Origin of the sequence: Pseudoclavibacter sp. RFBI5 (genome assembly GCF_002931395.1) — a bacterium.
GTDB lineage: Bacteria > Actinomycetota > Actinomycetes > Actinomycetales > Microbacteriaceae > Pseudoclavibacter.
Window position 1 is genome coordinate 104588 of sequence record NZ_PSYA01000008.1, and the last position, 16206, is coordinate 120793.

The window sequence follows — 16206 nt, forward strand, 5'->3', positions numbered from 1 at the left end:
CGAGAGGCATAACGATGACCGGCCGAATACTCCGCGGGGGCGATGGACCGGTGAGCAACTGGTGCGTGCCGAACCTCATCACCATCGCGCGCATCCTGCTCGTGCCGGTCTTCGTCTGGTTCCTCCTCCTCGACGAATCGAGCGATGGCCCTTGGCGCTGGGCGGCCGCGGTGCTCTTCATCGTCGCGATCGCCACCGACAGCCTTGACGGGCACATCGCGCGCAGCAGGAACCTCATCACGGACCTCGGCAAGCTGCTCGACCCCATCGCAGACAAGGCGCTCACCGGCACGGCACTCGTCATGCTGTCGGTGCTCGGAGAGCTGCCGTGGTGGGTGACGATCATCATCCTCGTCCGCGAGCTCGGCATCACCTTCTGGCGTCTCGCCGTCGCCAAGAAGCGCGTGCTCCCGGCCGGACGCGGCGGGAAGCTCAAGACCCTGGTCCAGGCCATCGCCATCTCGCTCGCCCTGCTCCCGCTCTGGGTCGTGTTCGGGGATTGGGTGCACTGGGTCAACGGGATCCTCATGTCCGCGGCGTTCATCCTCACGGTGTGGTCTGGTCTCGATTACCTGTGGGAGGCCTACCGGCCACAGAAGAAGAAGGCGCCCGAACTGCGGGCCGATGATGGGAGCACCCTGCGATGACCGGCGGAATCACACCAGCACTCCCACAGACGGTCGAGTTGGGGCGTGTCCTCCTCGAGGCCGGCCTCAGCATCGGCGTCGCGGAGTCCCTGACCGGCGGGGCGCTCGTCGCCGAACTCGTGAAGATCCCTGGGATCTCGGCGTCGCTGGCGGGCGGAATCGTTGCCTATCGCACAGAGCTCAAGCACTCGCTGCTCGGAGTCGACGAGGACCTGCTCGCGGAGCGGGGCCCGGTCGATCCTGACGTCGCTGCGGCGATGGCGCTCGGCGCTCGGACAGCGCTCGCAGCGGGTCGCGCCGATCGCCTCGACATCGGGCTGTCGACGACGGGGGTCGCCGGTCCGCAGGCGCAGGCCGGGCGAGCGCCCGGCATCGTCTTCGTGGGTATCTCCTCGCTCTTCGGCGATCGGGTGATCGACCTGGACTTCTCCTCGCTCGTTCGACTCGACGACCCCGAGGGCAGTCGGCAGCGCGTGCGTGGGGCGACGGTCGAGGCGGCTGTTCACAACGTGCTCGAAATGCTCGTGGAACACTGACGAGGTATCGTGGTCGGAGCCACACGAAGGTTGAGTCGGATCGCCTCAACATTCGGCTTTCTTTCAGGAATACCATCGGGGTTTGCTTGGTTGTTCTCAGCGTGACGAAGTCTCCACGAAGTCTCGTAAGTTACAGTTCTTGGCACACGGCAGTAAGGAGGACCCCGCTATGGTCCTAGCGCGTCAAGAGATCGGTGAAGTCCTGCGCGATGTGCGCCTGCGCAAGGGGCACACGCTCCGGCAGGTCGCGGGTCGCGCCTCGGTTGCACTCGGGTACCTGAGTGAGGTCGAGCGCGGGCAGAAGGAAGCCTCGAGCGAGATCCTCGCTTCGGTGGCCGAAGCCCTCGAGACCCCCCTCTCAACCATCTACCGCGAAGTGGGCGACCGTCTGGCCGTTCATGAGCGCTTTGAGACGAGCATCCCGGACACGGTTCCGGACGACCTGCTGCTCGGCATGCGCAAGCCGCTCGTCACTCGTTAGCGGGACGGCTTCGAAGGTACGTCCAACGGCGTCGCAGCATCTGCTGCGGCGCCGTCGGCGTACGCTTGGGGGATGCGCAAGAGCGAGTTCGACAGGGCCGTGGTCGATGAGTTCGGCGAGGCCTACGGGCGCTCGCTGATGAGAGACCTCGTGTTGGGGGCCCTCGGCGATCGCACCGCGAAGCAGGCCCTCGACGATGGCGTCGAGCCGCGTGCGATCTGGCTCGCGCTCTGCATCGACACCGGTGTTCCCGAGGGTAGGCGCCACGGAGTCGGCACGATAGATCCCGACCGTCGAGGCTGATCTCCGGCCCGCGCGACTCCGTGTCGGATCCGACACGCCTGCGGAATGTTCGAAGTCGTGTTCTAAGCGCGTAGGGTGTTCCTGTCGGACTCCTCGGAGACTTGTCCACAGTTGCAGGGTCTCGATCACCGAATGTCGGTGGTCGCCTCTACCGTGAAACTCGAGTAGCCAAGGAACCCGATCCGCCTTGTCGTCAGCGCTCTCCATCAGCGCGCGACAGCCGAGAGGCGACCGCCACATCCCGAGAGGATCACCACCATGCCAAACCCAGCAGACCGCGAAAAGGCGCTTGACGCCGCACTCGCTCAGATCGACCGCCAGTTCGGCAAGGGGTCGGTCATGCGCCTCGGAAGCGACGAGCGCGCACCCGTTGAGACCATCCCGACCGGCTCCGTCGCGCTCGACGTCGCCCTCGGCATCGGCGGACTCCCTCGCGGACGTATCGTCGAGATCTACGGTCCCGAGTCCTCGGGTAAGACGACCCTCACGCTGCACGCCATCGCGAACGCCCAGCGAGCGGGCGGCATCGCGGCGTTCATCGACGCCGAGCACGCCCTCGACCCCGAGTACGCGAAGAAGCTCGGTGTCGACATCGACGCCCTCCTCGTCGCTCAGCCAGACACCGGAGAGCAGGCGCTCGAGATCACCGACATGCTGATCCGCTCGGGCTCGGTCGACCTGGTCGTCATCGACTCCGTCGCAGCACTCGTGCCGAAGGCCGAGATCGAGGGCGAGATGGGCGACAGCCACGTCGGCCTGCAGGCACGCCTCATGTCCCAGGCGCTCCGCAAGCTGACGGGTGGTCTCAGCCAGACCAAGACCACAGCCATCTTCATCAACCAGCTGCGCGAGAAGATCGGTGTCTTCTTCGGCAGCCCCGAGACGACCGCCGGTGGCAAGGCGCTGAAGTTCTACGCCTCCGTCCGCCTCGATATCCGTCGTATCGAGACCCTCAAGGACGGCACGGAAGCCGTCGGAAACCGCACGCGAGTCAAGGTCGTCAAGAACAAGATGGCGCCGCCCTTCAAGCAGGCGGAGTTCGACATTCTCTACGGCGTCGGAATCTCTCGCGAGGGCTCGCTCATCGACTTCGGTGTCGAGCACGGCCTGGTGCGCAAGTCCGGCGCTTGGTACACCTACGAGGGTGACCAGCTCGGCCAGGGCAAGGAGAACGCCCGCAACTTCCTCATCCAGCACCCCGAGATCGCTGAGGAGATCGAACGCAAGATCCTGGCGAAGCTCGGCGTCGGGCAGTCTGCCGAGGCTCCTGCCGAGGCAGTCGAGGCACCACTGGCGCCCGTCGCCGACGCGAAGGTCGCTCAGCGGCGCGGCGCATGACCGACGACCTCGCTCCGGTGACGCCCCTCTTCGGGGCGTCACCGGAGGGGCGCAAACGCGGCCCCGCTGCCGCTGAAGCTCCGGCTGAAACACGCCCCTCGGCGCCTGAGGCCCCGGCGTCGGGCGTTCACACCGCAGCGGAGAGCGCTCCAAGACTCGTTTCCATCCCTGGCGGGCAAGGCGATACACAGGCTTTCACGGCCGTCGTGCCCGCTGGGATGGACTCGGAAGCTCGAGAGCGGCTCACCGCGGAGGCGCAGGAGACGCTCGTGCGGGCCCTTGCTCGCAGCGACCGGTCCACGGAGGAGGCGCGACGCCTCCTCCGGGCTTGGCGTGGTGAAGATCCCAAGGGTGCGCATGCTCCGGAGGACGGCACCGAGGAAGCCGCCGAGTTCGAAGAGTCCCTTCGCCTCGACGACGACGAGATCGAACAGGTCATCGAACGGTGCACGGAACTCGGCTACCTCGACGACCTGCGGCTCGCCGAGCTGCTTGTTCACAAGGCGCGAGACAAGAAGCACTCCGGCATCCAGGGAGTCGAGCGCGCGCTCCGAGAGCGCTTCATCTCGGCTGAGGCCATGACGGAGGCCCTCGCCGAAGTCGACCGTGACGACGAGCTCGAACGGGCTCGCGACCTCGCCGCCGACCGGCTTCGACGTGTCAAGGGCCTGGAGCCCGACGTCGCGATCCGGCGCATCGCCGGTTTCCTGTCACGACGCGGCTATTCCGCTGGTGTTGCCTTCAACGCGGCACGCGAAGTCGTGCAGGGCGGACCGAGGTCAGGCAGGTCTTCGAGCGGTTCAGCCGGCGTGTTCTTCGGCGCCACGCCCGTCGAGTAGCGCCAGCGCCACTCGCTGGCCCTCGGCGTCGCGCGTCACCTCGAGGCGGACAAGCGCCTCCTCGAGGGCTCGGCGGGCGGCAGCCGGGGCACCGGCACGGTCATGCGCCTCTGCGAGCACGAATCCGACTCGGCCAGCGGCGCGCAGATCACGTTCCGCTTCGAGCGCAGAGATCGCCGCCATAGCCTGAGCCGTCGCCCCTGCCGGGTCTCCGTCACGCAACGAGGCGCGCGCTCGCCGCACCAGAACGATCGCAGCCTCCTGCTCATGCTCGGCAACCGGCGCAAGATGCACTGCAGCGATCTGCAGGCCAGCATCGAACCCGGCGAAAACCGCGGCACCCGACGGAAACGAGACGGACGACAGGGCCAGGAGCACCTCACTTCGACCAGCGAACGCCACAGCAACCGCCGCTTCCGAGCTCGCGGCTGCGGCGGGGGCCACGACCTCGTCGACCCAGCGATCCCACGCGAAATCACTCTGCCGGTACTGGTCGCGCAGCCCCGCGTCGCACACGATCAGCAGACCGTGACGGGGCTCGACCACCGGTATCTCGCCCTGCAGCTCGCCAGGCAGCGAATGCCAGTACGCCTCCTCGCGGGGCGCATCGCGCCAGCGCTCGGGCTCGTCGTTCGTCGAGACCGTGAGCGCTTCCACTCGCGAGGCCCCAGACGCATCCGACACCACCGTCGTCGTCGCAGCCAGCGGGCCGCCGCTCGTCCGGAGGACCAGGCCATCGACACCGTTCTCACCGCCAGCGGGACCTACGTACAGAGCCCCGCTCGGGGCCGAGATCGCAGCGACCCGCGCACCATGAGCCTCCACTGGGCCGGCATCGGTCTGCAGCAGACCTCGCTGAAGAGCAAGAGAAGTTGCTGGCGTGACGCCGTCATCTGAGGTCATGGCTCGCATCCCGTCAGCGTAGCGGTGGGAATGGTCAGGCGTGAAGCGAACGTAGAATTGACGGATCATGAGCGAGACAGCCACACCCATCGCATCATCCCCGGCAGCACTCAAGCCGGACGGTACTCCGCGGAGCTACGAGGTGCGCACTCTGGGCTGCCAGATGAACGTGCACGACTCCGAGCGCATGTCCGGATCCCTTCGTGCGGCAGGCTACGTCGAAGCCGACGGAGCCGACCCGGACATCGTCGTCATCAACACCTGTGCGGTTCGAGAGAACGCCGACAACCGGCTCTACGGCAACCTCGGCCAGCTCGCCGCGATCAAGCGCGAGCACGAGGGCATGCAGATCGCCGTCGGCGGATGCCTCGCGCAGAAGGACCGCGGGACGATCCTCGACAAGGCCCCATGGGTCGACGTCGTGTTCGGCACGCACAACATGGGTGCGCTCCCGAGTCTCCTCGAGCGAGCCCGCCACAACGAGGAAGCACAGCTCGAGATCCTCGAGTCCCTCGACGTGTTCCCCTCCACACTTCCGACGAAGCGTGACTCGACCTACTCGGGGTGGGTCTCGATCTCCGTCGGCTGCAACAACACCTGCACGTTCTGCATCGTCCCATCTCTGCGGGGCAAGGAGAAGGACCGCAGGCCAGGCGATGTCCTGAACGAGATCCAGGCGCTCGTCGACGATGGCGCCATCGAAGTCACCCTCCTCGGGCAGAACGTCAACTCGTACGGAGTCGAGTTCGGCGACCGGCAGGCGTTCAGCAAGCTCCTCCGTGCCGCTGGCAACATCGATGGGCTCGAGCGGGTGCGCTTCACCAGCCCGCACCCGGCGGCCTTCACGCAGGACGTCATCGATGCCATGGCCGAGACGCCCAACGTGATGCCCCAGCTGCACATGCCGCTGCAATCGGGCTCCGACCGCATCTTGAAGGCCATGAGGCGCTCCTATCGGAGCGCCAAGTTCCTCGGCATCCTCGACAGCGTCCGCGAGCAGATGCCTCACGCCGCGATAACGACGGACATCATCGTCGGCTTCCCCGGCGAGACCGAGGAAGACTTCGCAGAGACGATGCGTGTCGTCGAGGCGTCCAGATTCGCGAGCGCATTCACCTTCCAGTACTCCATCCGGCCAGGAACCCCGGCCGCGACGATGCCCGATCAGGTGCCGAAGGCAGTCGTGCAGGAGCGCTACGAGCGACTCATGAAGCTGCAGGATCGCATCAGCCGGGAAGAGAACGAGAAGCTGATCGGCAGCGTCCAGCGCATCCTGGTCAGCGCAGCAGAAGGCAAGAAGGACGACGAGACACACCGCATGTCGGGACGCTCGGAGGACAACCGGCTTGTGCACTTCTCGCTCCCAGACGGCGCAGAACGTCCACGACCCGGTGATGTCGTCACCGCTGAGATCACGGGAGCGGCATCGTTCCACCTCGTCGCAGATGCCACATCGAGCCGCCTCGACGTCCGTCGCACGAGAGCGGGGGACGCCTGGGACCGCTCGCTTGCCGAGAGCTGCGCAGTCCCCGCGCCGGCCGGGGCACCTGCTCGCGTCTCGCTCGGACTCCCGACGATCCGGCGCGGCTGAGCGTGTTCATCGCCATCGGGGGAGCAACCGGCACGGGGAAGTCGCAGCTGTCGCTGGACATCGCCGCCCGCCTGCGTGCCTCCGGGCGCGGAGCTCAGGTCATCAACGCCGACGCCATGCAGCTCTATCGGGGCATGGATGTCGGAACCGCCAAGCTCGCCCCCGAAGACCGTGAGGGGGTGCCGCATCACCTGCTCGACGTGCTCGATGTCACGGAAGACGCGAGTGTCGCCTGGTATCAAGAGCGGGCTCGAGGGCTGATCGAGGAGATCGAGGCCGAGGGAGATGTGCCCATCCTCGTCGGGGGCTCTGGGCTCTACATCGCGGCCGTCTGCTTCGATCTGCGCTTTCCAGGGACCGACCCCGCCGTGCGAGCCGAACTCGAGGCGGAGCTGCAGCTCGAGGGTCCCGGTCCGCTCTTCGCGCGGCTCCGTGCACTCGACCCCCAGGCCGCGGCCACCATCGACGCGCGCAACGGACGGCGCCTCGTACGGGCGCTCGAGGTGATCGAGGTCACGGGGGAGCCGTTCAGCGCTCAGCTGCCTGACCAGGAAGCCAGATGGCGGGACGTGACGTTCGCCGTCGTCGAAGAGCACCGGGAGGTGCTCACCCCCAGGCTCGACGCCCGCGTCGAGCGCATGTGGGAGTCGGGGCTGCTGGAGGAGACGCAGGCGCTTGCCGAGGCCGGGCTGGAGCAGGGCGGCACCGCCAAGCGCGCGATCGGGTACCAGCAGGCACTCGCGGAGCTTCGGGGCGAGATGAGCCGTGCCGAGGCGATCGCAGAGGCGCAGCTCTTGACCCGGAAGTACGCCAGGCGCCAGGTCTCCTGGTTCCGACGCTACGAGAGCGCGGTCCGCGCCCAGAGCGGGGAGGGGTTCGCAGCGCAGCGCATCCTCCAGGCCGCCGGACTCTGACCGGGAGACCACGCACGGCGCACACGGGGATCGAGAGTTCCGTAGCATTGGCCCCATGACACAACTCGCGTTCACCAAGGCGCAGGCCACCGGCAACGACTTCGTCCTCGTCTCCGACCCGGACGGGGAGCTGGACCTCGGGCCTCAGCGCGTGGCGCGGCTGTGCGATCGCAATTTCGGTGTCGGCGCAGACGGTCTCATCCGAGCGGTTCGCTCGCAGAACCTCGCTGAAGGGCGCGAGCTGCAGGCAGCCCACCCCCTGGCCGAATGGTTCATGGACTACCGCAACGGCGACGGATCGATCGCGGAGATGTGCGGCAACGGGGTGCGCGCGTTCGCGCGCTTCCTCACGGAAACAGGGCTGGTGACCCTTGAGGCGGGTGACCGGCTGGAGATCGGCACGCGTGCCGGTCTGCGGGTCGTCGAGCGAGACGGCACGGGCTTCAAGGTCGACATGGGGCCGTGGCGCCTCGAAGGTGGCGAGCCGCTCGTCACCGTCCCGCACATCGGCGTCTCACGCCCGGGGCTCGGGATCGATGTCGGAAACCCTCACGTCGTCGTCGCGCTCTCGAGCGAGGAAGAGCTCGAGCGGCTCGAGCTCTTCCATGCACCGCTCATCGATCCAGCCCCTGAGCTGGGAGCCAACGTCGAGTTCGTCGTCCCGCACGACCAGCTCGTGCAGGACGGCGTCGGGCACATCCGGATGCGCGTGCACGAGCGGGGCGTCGGCGAGACCCTCTCCTGCGGCACCGGGGCCGTCGCGTCAGCACTGGCGGTTCGCTACTGGGCGGGCGCTGGCGCGCCGGATGCCTGGTCGGTCGGTGTGCCGGGTGGTGTGCTGCAGGTGACGGTCGGAGCTGTCGACGGCGTCGAGCATGTCTTCCTGGCGGGGCCGGCCGAGATCGCCTTCACGGGCAGTATCGAGGACGAGCTCGCTAGCGAACTCGCCTCACCCGCAGCACTCTGAAGCCCGCGTCCGTCGAGTGCCGCTCGACGGACAGCTCTGGTCCGAACTGCGCCGCGATCCAGGACTGCAGTGAGTCGCCGCCGAGCTTCTTGGCGACGACGAGCCAGGCTTCTCCCTCGGCGCTGAGGCGCGGCAGCCACGCGGAGAGCAGCTCGTGCAGGGCCTCTTTGCCGATTCGGATGGGCGGGTTCGACCAGATGAGGTCGAAGGTCGTGTCCTCGGGGACATCCTCGGGGCGTGTCGGCGTGATGTTGTCGAGTCCGAGGGCCTGCGCGTTCTCACCGGTGAGCAGCAGCGCCCGTTCGTTGACGTCGACGGCCCGCACGTCCAGTTCGGGCGACTCGAGTGCGAGTGCGAGTGCGATCGGTCCCCAGCCGCACCCGAGGTCCAGCGCGGTTCCGGTCGAGGGCGGCGGGGGTGCTGCGTGCAGGAGCGCCTGGGTGCCGCGGTCCACGTGCTCAGGGCTGAAGGTACCGCCTGCCGTGATGACGGTCACCGTTCGGCCCCGGAGGTTGGCGACGACGCGTCGCCGCTCGAGAGGCCCGTCCGGGGTTGCTGAGAAGTAATGCTGAGCGGTCACCCCTAGACGCTAGCACCGGCGTAGAATAGTACGAATATGCGAGATTCTGAGACTCCTCCAGGCGAGAGCAACGACGCGATCGACCGAATCCTCCGAGCCGCGAAGGAACCGGGCGCCACGATGACCCTGTTCTCCTCCGGCAGAGCGCAGGCGCTGCAGGACGGCGCCAGCACGAGCTATGACGGCGAGGCCGACGGCGACCAGCTCGAACGAGAAGCCAGGCAGTCGCTGCGACGAGTCGAGAGCCTGCGAACGGAACTCGAGGACGTCACCGAGGTCGAGTACCGCAAGGTGCGCCTCGAGCGGGTCGTGCTCGTCGGCGTCTACCGCAGGAACTCCCTCGAGGAGGCCGAGAACTCGATGCAGGAGCTAGCCGCGCTCGCCGAAACTGCGGGAGCCGTCGTCCTCGACGGCGTGCTGCAGCGTCGGCCGAACCCCGACCCCGCCACGTACCTCGGCCGAGGCAAGGTCGCTGAGCTCAAGGAGATCGTCGCGGCGCTCGAAGCCGACACGGTGGTCGCCGACACCGAGCTCGCGCCCAGCCAGCGTCGCGCGCTCGAAGACGAGATCAAGGTGAAGGTCATCGACCGCACCGCGGTGATCCTCGACATCTTCTCCCAGCACGCCAAGAGCCGCGAGGGCAAGGCGCAGGTCGAGCTGGCGCAGATGGAGTACATGCTCCCGCGCCTTCGCGGATGGGGCGAGTCGATGTCCCGGCAGGCCGGTGGCCAGGTCGGCTCCGGCGGTGCCGGCATGGGGTCACGAGGCCCTGGAGAGACCAAGATCGAGCTCGACCGTCGGCGCATCCGCACGAAGATGGCCAAGCTTCGCCACCAGATCGCCGACATGAAGGATTCGCGTGACGTGAAGCGCGCGACCCGACAGCGCAACCAGGTTCCGGCCGTCGCGATCGTGGGGTACACGAACGCCGGCAAGTCGAGCCTCCTCAACCGCATCACGCATGCGGGCGTCCTGGTCGAGAACGTTCTCTTCGCGACCCTCGACGCGACGGTGCGCAAGGCGGCGACGGAAGACGGCCGCCCCTACACGATTGCCGACACGGTCGGCTTCGTGCGTAACCTGCCCCACCAGCTGGTCGAAGCCTTCCGCTCGACGCTCGAGGAGCTGCAGGCTGCCGATGTCATCGTGCATGCCGTCGATGCCTCCCACCCGGATCCCGCCGCGCAGCTCGCCACGGTGCGAGACGTCATCGGAGAGGTCGAAGCCCACGATGTTCCCGAGATCGTGGTCTTCACGAAGGCCGACCTGGTCGATAGCGATCGACGCCTCGAGCTCCAGGGGCTCGCCCCCGACGGCCTCTTCGTCTCCGCGCACACGGGTGAGGGCATCGACCTGCTGCTCGGGCGCATCGCCGAGCTCCTGCCAACCCCCGAGGTGACCATCGAGGTCCTTGTGCCCTTCGAGCGCGGCGATCTCGTCTCCTACCTGCACGAGCGAGGTGCCGTGCTCGAGCTCGAGCACGTGGAGAGCGGCACGCGGCTCAAGGCCCGGGTCCACCCCGACCAGCTCGGACTGTTCGAGGCGTTCGCGGTCGCAGGCTGACGCATACGCCTCAGTCCTCCTGAGGGAGGCATGCAGAAGAGCGGCGAGCCCATCGGGCTCGCCGCTCTTCTGCATCTGCTGACGTGTGCAGGCGCCGGTGCTTCCGGCTGCTCTCAGATGGAGCGGAGGACAGCGACGACCTTGCCGAGGATCTCGGACTCATCGCCGAGGATGGGCTCGAAGTCGCTGTTGCGGGGGAGCAGCCAGATGTGGCCGTCACGCTTGCGGAAGGTCTTGACCGTGGCTTCTCCGTCGAGCATCGCGGCGACGATGTCGCCGTTCTCCGCGTTGCGCTGTGACCGCACGACGACCCAGTCGCCGTCGCAGATGGCAGCATCGATCATCGACTCGCCAACGACACGCAGCAGGAAGAGCTCTCCCTTGCCGACGATCTGACGGGGGAGCGCGAAGACGTCTTCGACCTGCTGCTCCGCCGTGATCGGGATGCCGGCTGCGATCCTGCCGACCACCGGGACGAACGCGGCCTCAGCCGTCTCGTTGGAATCGCCATCGTCGGTGTGGTCGAAGTGCACCAGCACCTCGAGGGCGCGGGGCATGCCCGGATTGCGCTTGATGTAGCCGAACTTCTCCAGCTGGCCGAGCTGGTGGGTGACGCTCGACAAGGAGACGAGGCCGACTTCGTCGCCGATCTCGCGCATGCTCGGCGGGTACCCGCGCGTGCGCACCGACTCCATGATGCAGGTCAGGATGCGCTCCTGCTTCTCGGTCAGTTTTCTGTAGATGTCGCTCGCTGGCTTCTTGGCCATGTCGTCTCCGTCCGCTCTCCGACACGGAATGTCGGTGGCAGGTGATGCACTGCCTGATAGCGCCAACCCTACCGAGGGTGCACGCAGGTACGAAACATTTCTTCGAGTGTTGTGGATGAAAGTTCGAGAGATTCGAACTGGAAGCCTTGACTTGGCACTTTGTTCGTAGCTATATTCAGTACATACATTCGACCACTCGAAGATGTGGACGAATCAGGAGGAATCATGAACACCACTGCCGTTGCACCACTCCGCCTCACCGTCCGAGGCCGTCGTGTCCTGCTCGCCATCGCTGCGCTGCCCGTCGCCGCAGCCATCGCCCTCGGGGCCACGCACATGAACTCCGCGGCGGCCTCGAGCGACGCCGCAGGCGTCGAGTTCGAGTACGTCACCGTCGGCGCTGGCGACACGCTCTGGGGCATCGCCGAGGAGGTCGCGGGCGATTCCGATATCCGCGACGTCATCGTCGAGATATCCAAGCTCAACGCTCTTGAGAACGGCACGGTTCAGGCCGGGCAGCGCCTCGCCCTCCCACTCGACTGAGTCCACAGCCCATTCCAGGCGCAGACCGCGTCGTAGGCTTGTGCGGTGACCTCGTTCGAAGACCTGCCCATCCGTGACGACCTCCGCGGACTCACCCCCTACGGAGCGCCGCAGCAGCCGGTGCGCGTTGCCATCAACGTCAACGAGAATCCGCACCCCGTGCCGGAGGTCGTGGCCAGGCGAATCATCGAGGCGATCGCCCGCGAGCTCCCCGGACTCAATCGCTACCCGGACCGCGAGTTCACGAAGTTGCGCGAGCAGCTGAGCGTCTACCTGGGCCGGGGCATCGGTCCCGAACAGGTGTGGGCCGCCAACGGCTCGAACGAGATCATGCAGCAGCTGCTGCAGGTCTTCGGTGGCCCCGGGCGCAGCGTGCTCAGCTTCACACCCAGCTACTCGATGTACCCCCTTCTCGCCAGAGGGGTTGGGTCCGAATGGATTCCGGTGTCACGCGCTGACGGCTTCGCGCTGACCGCGGACCTCGTCACGGAGGCACTTCGTCGAGAGCGCCCCGACATCACCATCATCTGCACGCCGAACAACCCCACGGGCACCGTCACCGATCTCGACGTGATCGCGGCTGCGTACGACGCGACCGACGGCATCCTGATCGTCGATGAGGCCTACGCCGAGTTCCTCCCTGATGGTCGGGAGACCGCGCTCTCCCTTCTCCCGGGTCGCGAGCGGCTCGTGGTCTCGAGGACCATGAGCAAGGCGTTCGCCTTCGCTGGCGCCCGCGTCGGGTACTTCGCGGCTCACGAGGCCGTCGTCGACGCCGTCCGACTCGTTCGGCTGCCCTACCACCTCTCCGCGATCACCCAGGCCGCCGCGACCGCAGCGCTCGAGTGCTCGGAGATCATGCTCCAGCAGGTCGACGCCATCCGCGAGCAGCGCGACCGCCTGCTGGTGGAGCTGCCCCGTCTTGGCTACACGCCGTGGGAGTCTGGCGCGAACTTCGTGCTGTTCGGCGACGTCGCGGATCCCGCGGCTACGTTCCAGCAGCTCCTCGACCGCGACATCCTGGTGCGGGATGTCGGCATCCCGAACGCGCTTCGGGTGACCGCCGGGACGCGCGCGGAGACGAGCGCGTTCCTGGCCGCACTCGCCGAGATCACCGATGCAGGGAAGGCCTAGGCTGGAGCGATGACCACGACGCCACGCACCGCGACCGTCTCACGCGCGACGAGCGAGTCCTCGATCGAGCTGAGCCTGAACCTCGACGGGACCGGCATCGCCGACATCCAGACGTCGGTTCCGTTCTATGACCACATGCTGAATGCCTTCGCGAAGCACTCGCTGACCGATCTCACGGTCCGTGCGACGGGTGACACGGAGATCGACGTGCACCACACGGTCGAGGACACGGCGATCGTGCTCGGTCAGGCGATCCGCCAGGCCCTCGGCGACAAGTCGGGTATCGCTCGGTACGGCGATGCGAGGGTGCCGCTCGATGAGTCGCTCGCCGAAGCCGTCGTCGACATCTCGGGGCGTCCGTTCCTGGTGCACACCGGCGAACCGGAAGCCTTCATCTACCACCTCATCGGCGGGCACTTCACGGGCGCGATGGTGCGTCACGTCTTCGAGGCGATCACGTTCCACGCCGGTCTGACGGTGCACGTCGAGGTCATCCGCGGGCGCGACCCGCACCACATCGCCGAAGCGGAGTTCAAGGCGTTCGCCCGTGCGTTCCGCGCGGCCAAGCGACTCGACCCGGAGGTCGTGGGCATTCCTTCGACCAAGGGCGCGCTGTGACTTCAGTCGCACGTCCGCGGGTGGTCGTCGCTGACTACGGCTCGGGCAACGTTCACTCCGCCGTGAAGGCGCTCGAAGCGGCTGGTGCTGAGGTCGAGCTGACGGCCGACCGCGCTGCCGCCTTCGACGCCGACGGCTACGTCGTGCCAGGTGTCGGGAGCTTCGCTCACGTCATGGAGGCCATCAATCGTCAGCGCATCGGGGAGATCGTCGGCCGGCGCCTTGCAGGGGGGCGCCCCGTGCTTGGCATCTGCGTCGGCATGCAGATCTTCTTCGACGGCGGCATCGAGGGTGGCAGGCGAGCCGAAGGTCTGGGCGAATGGCCGGGCGAGGTGACCGAACTGCGGGCAGAGGTCCTTCCGCACATGGGATGGAACCTCGTCGACCCCCCGGCGGACTCGAAGCTCTTCGCCGGCATTGCTCGGGAGCGCTTCTACTTCGTGCACTCGTACGCGGCGCATGAGCTCCCGCTCGACCCGCATCCGAAGGCCCGCCCGGTGCTGGTGACCCATGCCGAGCACGGCGAGCGCTTCATCGCCGCAGTCGAGAACGGCCCGTTGTCGGCGACGCAGTTCCACCCGGAGAAGTCCGGCGAGGCTGGCGTGCGCCTGCTTCGGAACTGGATCGAGACGCTGCCGAAGCGCGCCTAGTGCTGCTGCATCGGCGCGCTGCACCGCCGCCTGCCGATACGCTATTGCCCGGACTGCCAGGGCATCCCCTTTCGGCGTCGATGCCCCGGCGCCTCAGAACGAGAACAAGGAACCTACGCGCGTGAGCGAATTCAACACGTCACCGGAGCTCGTGCTCTTCCCCGCAATCGACCTCGCCGGCGGCAAGGCGGTTCGTCTGGTTCAGGGCGAGGCCGACTCCGCCACGAACTACGGCGATCCTGTGGATGCGGCGGAGGACTGGATCGAGCAGGGTGCGGAGTGGATCCACCTCGTGGACCTCGACGCGGCCTTCGGGCGCGGGGAGAACCGCAGTGTCATCAAGCGCGTCATCCGGGCGGCCAAGCACGTCAATGTGGAGCTGTCCGGCGGGATCCGTGACGACGAGTCCCTCGAGCGTGCGGTGGACGCCGGTGCGCGCCGCATCAACCTCGGCACCGCCGCGCTCGAGAATCCGGAGTGGGCGGCGAACGTCATCGCTCGCTACGGCGAGCTCATCGCCGTCGGCCTCGACGTGCGTGGCACCACGCTCGCGGCTCGCGGCTGGACGCGCGATGCTGGTGACCTCTGGTCGGTACTCGAACGGCTCGAGGAGGCCGGTTGCGCACGTTACGTCGTGACCGACGTGACGAAGGACGGAACCCTCCAGGGCCCGAACCTCCAGCTCCTCAGCGACATCCTCGACCGGACCGACCGTCCCGTCGTCGCCTCTGGCGGCGTTTCGAGTCTCGACGACATCGCGGCGCTGCGTGGCCTCGTGCCGCAGGGCCTCGAAGGCGCGATCATCGGCAAGGCGCTCTACTCGGGGGCCTTCACGCTCGTCGAAGCGCTCGACGTCGCATCCTGACTCGAGAGGTCTGACCCATGCCGTCGCTGCCAGAGCATTTCCAGCCCAGCAAGGCCGACTCTGCTGGCCAGAGCTGGTCTGGGCGGAGCTTCGGCGACAACCCGTTCCGCGACGACGACGGCACGGCGCCGGCGCAGTTCGTCGCGGCGATCCGGCGCTTCCGGGCTCGGGAGGTGGGTCCCGACGCGGTGGTCGACGCATTGCGTCAGGCTCGCGTGCTGATCCCGCTCGTGGCGAAGCTGGGCGAAGCCGATGTCAACACGCAGGGTGTGACCGTCGACAAGAGCGCTGATCTCTCCATCGTGACGGTCGCCGGCCCAGACGGTCGCACCGTCCTGCCCGTGTTCACCTCGGCGGAGGCGATGAGGGTCTGGAATCCCAAGGCTCGGCCGGTGCCTGCGCTCATGCAGCGGGCGGCCATCTCGGCGGCTGCCGAGGGCAGCGACCTCATCGTGGTTGATCCGACGAGCGAGACGGAGTTCGTCGTCCGCCGTCCGGCCGTGTGGGCGATCGCGCAGGAGCAGGGCTGGGCGGCCCCGTGGGTGAACCCGGTTGTCACGGCTGAGCTGTCGAGGGTGATGGCAGAGCTCGACGAGGTGCTTGGCATGGATCTCGTGCCCGGCGATCCGGAGGCTCGCCTGGCTGGGCCCGAGCTGCGTGTGGTGCTCCACGTCGGTGGTGACGCTGGCCGCGAGGAGCTCGCGGATCTGTCCCGCCGAGCCAGCGAGCTGCTGCAGGGGAGCGAGGCGTTCCGCACAGAGGTCGACTCGCTCGGCATCTCGTTCGCGCGGGCCAGCACTGCTGCTTCGAGCGACGCGGAGAAGCGGCAGCGAGATTCTAAGCGCTCGTGGTGGAGGCGCTGAGGGGATTGACCAGGCGCGGCAACTCGGGGAAGGCTTGCCTGTACGCTCGAGCAGAAGTAATTAGATACTCTTATTGCTAGCCAACCGAGCTAAAGGGAGTGGTG

The 16206-nt window shown here is 67.3% G+C and carries 19 protein-coding genes; 16 read left to right on the forward strand and 3 right to left on the reverse strand.

The genetic code is table 11. The features are described from left to right. Nucleotides 1-14 precede the first annotated feature (14 nt). From pgsA to C5E06_RS06475, 6 genes are all read left to right on the forward strand, one after another. Nucleotides 15-647: a CDP-diacylglycerol--glycerol-3-phosphate 3-phosphatidyltransferase gene (gene pgsA, locus C5E06_RS06450; RefSeq protein WP_104240865.1), complete on the forward strand. Its 633-nt coding sequence runs from the start codon at nt 15-17 to the stop codon at nt 645-647. Further along, a complete protein-coding gene (locus tag C5E06_RS06455; RefSeq protein ID WP_104240866.1) occupies nt 644-1183 on the forward strand; it encodes a CinA family protein in 540 nt (179 codons plus the stop codon). Before pgsA ends, C5E06_RS06455 begins: the two co-directional genes overlap by 4 nt. Nucleotides 1184-1352: 169 nt before the next feature. Beyond that, the gene (locus C5E06_RS06460) at nt 1353-1664 is read left to right on the forward strand and encodes a helix-turn-helix domain-containing protein (RefSeq protein WP_104240867.1); all 312 of its coding nucleotides are present in this window, start codon (nt 1353-1355) and stop codon (nt 1662-1664) included. Between the two features lie 72 nt (nt 1665-1736). Further along, nucleotides 1737-1967: a DUF3046 domain-containing protein gene (locus C5E06_RS06465; RefSeq protein WP_104240868.1), complete on the forward strand. Its 231-nt coding sequence runs from the start codon at nt 1737-1739 to the stop codon at nt 1965-1967. Between the two features lie 258 nt (nt 1968-2225). Continuing rightward, nucleotides 2226-3305, forward strand: a complete 1080-nt coding sequence (gene recA, locus C5E06_RS06470) for a recombinase RecA (protein WP_104240869.1) — start codon at nt 2226-2228, stop codon at nt 3303-3305. 206 nt (nt 3306-3511) lie between these two features. After that, the gene (locus C5E06_RS06475) at nt 3512-4144 is read left to right on the forward strand and encodes a regulatory protein RecX (protein WP_181057868.1); all 633 of its coding nucleotides are present in this window, start codon (nt 3512-3514) and stop codon (nt 4142-4144) included. Here the strand turns inward: C5E06_RS06475 and C5E06_RS06480 are convergent. Beyond that, nucleotides 4106-5047, reverse strand: a complete 942-nt coding sequence (locus C5E06_RS06480) for a hypothetical protein (RefSeq protein ID WP_146081322.1) — start codon at nt 5045-5047, stop codon at nt 4106-4108. The genes C5E06_RS06475 and C5E06_RS06480 overlap by 39 nt on opposite strands. A gap of 67 nt (nt 5048-5114) precedes the next feature. Between C5E06_RS06480 and miaB the strand changes: the two genes are divergently transcribed. Genes miaB through dapF form a run of 3 tightly spaced genes read left to right on the forward strand, consistent with a single transcriptional unit; the run spans nt 5115 to nt 8519 of the window. Continuing rightward, entirely contained in the window at nt 5115-6638 is a 1524-nt protein-coding gene (gene miaB / locus C5E06_RS06485; RefSeq protein ID WP_104306365.1) for a tRNA (N6-isopentenyl adenosine(37)-C2)-methylthiotransferase MiaB, read from the forward strand. Next, nucleotides 6635-7552, forward strand: coding sequence for a tRNA (adenosine(37)-N6)-dimethylallyltransferase MiaA (miaA, locus tag C5E06_RS06490; protein WP_104240873.1), 918 nt, complete (start codon nt 6635-6637; stop codon nt 7550-7552). Before miaB ends, miaA begins: the two co-directional genes overlap by 4 nt. Before the next feature lie 55 nt (nt 7553-7607). Continuing rightward, complete coding sequence (gene dapF, locus C5E06_RS06495) at nt 7608-8519, forward strand: diaminopimelate epimerase (protein WP_104306366.1); 912 nt, start codon at nt 7608-7610, stop codon at nt 8517-8519. On the opposite strand, the gene C5E06_RS06500 is transcribed toward dapF, so the two are convergent. Further along, nucleotides 8488-9099: a class I SAM-dependent methyltransferase gene (locus C5E06_RS06500; RefSeq protein WP_104240875.1), complete on the reverse strand. Its 612-nt coding sequence runs from the start codon at nt 9097-9099 to the stop codon at nt 8488-8490. The genes dapF and C5E06_RS06500 overlap by 32 nt on opposite strands. A 36-nt stretch (nt 9100-9135) precedes the next feature. Here C5E06_RS06500 and hflX point away from each other — a divergent pair, with 36 nt between their 5' ends. Next, a complete protein-coding gene (gene hflX, locus C5E06_RS06505; RefSeq protein WP_104240876.1) occupies nt 9136-10662 on the forward strand; it encodes a GTPase HflX in 1527 nt (508 codons plus the stop codon). A gap of 113 nt (nt 10663-10775) precedes the next feature. Here hflX and lexA read toward each other — a convergent pair whose 3' ends face one another. Next, the gene (gene lexA / locus C5E06_RS06510) at nt 10776-11429 is read right to left on the reverse strand and encodes a transcriptional repressor LexA (RefSeq protein WP_104240877.1); all 654 of its coding nucleotides are present in this window, start codon (nt 11427-11429) and stop codon (nt 10776-10778) included. Between the two features lie 225 nt (nt 11430-11654). Between lexA and C5E06_RS06515 the strand changes: the two genes are divergently transcribed. The 6 genes from C5E06_RS06515 (at nt 11655) to C5E06_RS06540 (ending at nt 16102) form a co-directional block, all read left to right on the forward strand. Next, nucleotides 11655-11972: a LysM peptidoglycan-binding domain-containing protein gene (locus C5E06_RS06515; protein ID WP_104240878.1), complete on the forward strand. Its 318-nt coding sequence runs from the start codon at nt 11655-11657 to the stop codon at nt 11970-11972. 45 nt (nt 11973-12017) lie between these two features. Continuing rightward, the gene (locus tag C5E06_RS06520) at nt 12018-13106 is read left to right on the forward strand and encodes a histidinol-phosphate transaminase (protein WP_104240879.1); all 1089 of its coding nucleotides are present in this window, start codon (nt 12018-12020) and stop codon (nt 13104-13106) included. Between the two features lie 9 nt (nt 13107-13115). After that, nucleotides 13116-13724 carry an imidazoleglycerol-phosphate dehydratase HisB gene (gene hisB / locus C5E06_RS06525; protein ID WP_104298966.1) on the forward strand — a complete coding sequence of 203 codons (609 nt, stop codon included), beginning with the start codon at nt 13116-13118 and terminating at the stop codon, nt 13722-13724. Then, complete coding sequence (gene hisH / locus C5E06_RS06530) at nt 13721-14374, forward strand: imidazole glycerol phosphate synthase subunit HisH (protein WP_104306367.1); 654 nt, start codon at nt 13721-13723, stop codon at nt 14372-14374. Before hisB ends, hisH begins: the two co-directional genes overlap by 4 nt. A gap of 121 nt (nt 14375-14495) precedes the next feature. Then, nucleotides 14496-15239, forward strand: a complete 744-nt coding sequence (gene priA / locus C5E06_RS06535; RefSeq protein ID WP_104298968.1) for a bifunctional 1-(5-phosphoribosyl)-5-((5-phosphoribosylamino)methylideneamino)imidazole-4-carboxamide isomerase/phosphoribosylanthranilate isomerase PriA — start codon at nt 14496-14498, stop codon at nt 15237-15239. A gap of 17 nt (nt 15240-15256) precedes the next feature. Further along, entirely contained in the window at nt 15257-16102 is an 846-nt protein-coding gene (locus tag C5E06_RS06540; RefSeq protein ID WP_104306368.1) for an SseB family protein, read from the forward strand. Nucleotides 16103-16206 lie beyond the last annotated feature (104 nt).

Bases quoted from the DNA above. Each gene is read 5' to 3' on its own strand.
- C5E06_RS06460 (WP_104240867.1), top strand. From the start codon at position 1,353: ATGGTCCTAGCGCGTCAAGAGATCGGTGAAGTCCTGCGCGATGTGCGC.
- hisB (WP_104298966.1), top strand. From the start codon at position 13,116: ATGACCACGACGCCACGCACCGCGACCGTCTCACGCGCGACGAGCGAG.
- miaB (WP_104306365.1), top strand. From the start codon at position 5,115: ATGAGCGAGACAGCCACACCCATCGCATCATCCCCGGCAGCACTCAAG.
- C5E06_RS06515 (WP_104240878.1), top strand. From the start codon at position 11,655: ATGAACACCACTGCCGTTGCACCACTCCGCCTCACCGTCCGAGGCCGT.
- hflX (WP_104240876.1), top strand. From the start codon at position 9,136: ATGCGAGATTCTGAGACTCCTCCAGGCGAGAGCAACGACGCGATCGAC.
- dapF (WP_104306366.1), top strand. From the start codon at position 7,608: ATGACACAACTCGCGTTCACCAAGGCGCAGGCCACCGGCAACGACTTC.
- C5E06_RS06455 (WP_104240866.1), top strand. From the start codon at position 644: ATGACCGGCGGAATCACACCAGCACTCCCACAGACGGTCGAGTTGGGG.
- recA (WP_104240869.1), top strand. From the start codon at position 2,226: ATGCCAAACCCAGCAGACCGCGAAAAGGCGCTTGACGCCGCACTCGCT.
- C5E06_RS06540 (WP_104306368.1), top strand. From the start codon at position 15,257: ATGCCGTCGCTGCCAGAGCATTTCCAGCCCAGCAAGGCCGACTCTGCT.
- lexA (WP_104240877.1), bottom strand. From the start codon at position 11,429: ATGGCCAAGAAGCCAGCGAGCGACATCTACAGAAAACTGACCGAGAAG.
- C5E06_RS06480 (WP_146081322.1), bottom strand. From the start codon at position 5,047: ATGACCTCAGATGACGGCGTCACGCCAGCAACTTCTCTTGCTCTTCAG.
- C5E06_RS06465 (WP_104240868.1), top strand. From the start codon at position 1,737: ATGCGCAAGAGCGAGTTCGACAGGGCCGTGGTCGATGAGTTCGGCGAG.
- pgsA (WP_104240865.1), top strand. From the start codon at position 15: ATGACCGGCCGAATACTCCGCGGGGGCGATGGACCGGTGAGCAACTGG.